Here is a 2,747-nt window from a genome sequence, read left to right on the forward strand (position 1 = left end):
TGAGGCGAACGAGGGGAACTGAAACATCTAAGTACCCTTAGGAAAAGAAATCAACCGAGATTCCCCAAGTAGCGGCGAGCGAACGGGGATTAGCCCTTAAGTCTTTGGGGTGTTAGTGGAATGTGTTGGAAAGCACAGCGGCACAGGGTGATAGCCCCGTACACGTAAACTAACCAGAGATGAAATCGAGTAAGGCGGCACACGTGATATGTTGTCTGAATATGGGGGGACCATCCTCCAAGGCTAAATACTCCTGACTGACCGATAGTGAACCAGTACCGTGAGGGAAAGGCGAAAAGAACCCCTGTGAGGGGAGTGAAATAGAACCTGAAACCGTATACGTACAAGCAGTGGAAGCGGTTCTTGAGACCGTGACTGCGTACCTTTTGTATAATGGGTCAGCGACTTACATTTAGTAGCGAGGTTAAGCGAATAGCGGAGCCGTAGGGAAACCGAGTGTTAACTGCGCGTATAGTTGCTAGGTGTAGACCCGAAACCCGGTGATCTAGCCATGGGCAGGTTGAAGGTTGAGTAACATCAACTGGAGGACCGAACCGACTAATGTTGAAAAATTAGCGGATGACTTGTGGCTGGGGGTGAAAGGCCAATCAAACCGGGAGATATCTGGTTCTCCTCGAAAGCTATTTAGGTAGCGCCTCGGACGAACACCTTTGGGGGTAGAGCACTGTTAAGGCTAGGGGGTCATCCCGACTTACCAACCCTTTGCAAACTCCGAATACCAAAGAGTGCTATCCGGGAGACAGACGGCGGGTGCTAACGTCCGTCGTCAAAAGGGAAACAACCCAGACCGTCAGCTAAGGTCCCAAAGTAATTGCTAAGTGGGAAACGATGTGGGAAGGCTTAGACAGCTAGGATGTTGGCTTAGAAGCAGCCATCATTTAAAGAAAGCGTAATAGCTCACTAGTCGAGTCGGCCTGCGCGGAAGATGTAACGGGGCTAAGCAATTCACCGAAGCTACGGGTACTGATGCTTGCATCAGTGCGGTAGAGGAGCGTTCTGTAAGCCGTTGAAGGCGAAGGGGTAACCCACGCTGGAGGTATCAGAAGTGCGAATGCTGACATGAGTAACGATAAAGGGGGTGAAAAACCCCCTCGCCGAAAGACCAAGGGTTCCTGTCCAACGTTAATCGGGGCAGGGTGAGTCGACCCCTAAGGCGAGGCTGAAAGGCGTAGTCGATGGGAAACGGGTTAATATTCCCGTACTTCTGCTAACTGCGATGGAGAGACGGAGAAGGCTAGGCCGGCGCGGCGTTGGTAGTCCGCGTTTAAGGTAGTAGGTGGTGTGCTTAGGCAAATCCGGGCACACATACACTGAGAGCTGATCTAAGGGGATGAAGTGGTTGATGCCATGCTTCCAGGAAAATCTTCTAAGCTTCAGGTTAGCAGGAATCGTACCCCAAACCGACACAGGTGGTCGGGTAGAGAATACCAAGGCGCTTGAGAGAACTCGGCTGAAGGAACTAGGCAAAATGGTACCGTAACTTCGGGAGAAGGTACGCTCCTGTTGGTGAAGAGACTTGCTCTCAGAGCTGACGGGAGTCGCAGATACCAGGTGGCTGCAACTGTTTATCAAAAACACAGCACTGTGCAAAATCGCAAGATGACGTATACGGTGTGACGCCTGCCCGGTGCCGGAAGGTTAATTGATTGGGTTATCTTCGGAGAAGCTCATGATCGAAGCCCCGGTAAACGGCGGCCGTAACTATAACGGTCCTAAGGTAGCGAAATTCCTTGTCGGGTAAGTTCCGACCTGCACGAATGGCGTAATGATGGCCACGCTGTCTCCAGCCGAGACTCAGTGAAGTTGAAATTGCGGTGAAGATGCCGTATACCCGCGGCTAGACGGAAAGACCCCGTGAACCTTTACTATAGCTTGGCACTGAACATTGACCCTACATGTGTAGGATAGGTGGGAGACTATGAAGATGAGACGCCAGTCTTGTTGGAGTCAACCTTGAAATACCACCCTTGTAGTGTTGATGTTCTAACCTGGGCCCCTAATCGGGGTTAGGGACAGTGCCTGGTGGGTAGTTTGACTGGGGCGGTCTCCTCCCAAAGAGTAACGGAGGAGCACGAAGGTTGGCTAAGTACGGTCGGACATCGTACGGTTAGTGTAATGGCATAAGCCAGCTTAACTGCGAGACAGACACGTCGAGCAGGTGCGAAAGCAGGTCATAGTGATCCGGTGGTTCTGAATGGAAGGGCCATCGCTCAACGGATAAAAGGTACTCCGGGGATAACAGGCTGATACCGCCCAAGAGTTCATATCGACGGCGGTGTTTGGCACCTCGATGTCGGCTCATCACATCCTGGGGCTGAAGTCGGTCCCAAGGGTATGGCTGTTCGCCATTTAAAGTGGTACGCGAGCTGGGTTCAGAACGTCGTGAGACAGTTCGGTCCCTATCTGCCGTGGGCGTTGGATGATTGAGGGGAGCTGCTCCTAGTACGAGAGGACCGGAGTGGACGAACCGCTGGTGTTCGGGTTGTCATGCCAATGGCATTGCCCGGTAGCTACGTTCGGAATCGATAACCGCTGAAAGCATCTAAGCGGGAAGCGAGCCCCAAGATGAGTCATCCCTAGGGCCTAGAGCCCTCTGAAGAGCCGTTCGAGACCAGGACGTTGATAGGCAGGGTGTGTAAGCGTTGCGAGGCGTTGAGCTAACCTGTACTAATGACTCGAGAGGCTTAACCATACAACCCAGATGGGTTTTACGGACTTGAAGAAGT

General features: G+C 52.3%; 1 rRNA gene. It reads left to right on the forward strand.

Going from position 1 to position 2,747, the window contains the following annotated elements:
* Positions 1–2,713 (forward strand): 23S ribosomal RNA (locus tag ON072_RS20890); the annotation flags it as partial.
* Positions 2,714–2,747: the final 34 nt, after the last annotated feature.

The sequence above is a fragment of the Shewanella sp. K8 genome (assembly GCF_028823715.1).
Taxonomy (GTDB): Bacteria; Pseudomonadota; Gammaproteobacteria; order Enterobacterales; family Shewanellaceae; genus Shewanella; species Shewanella algae.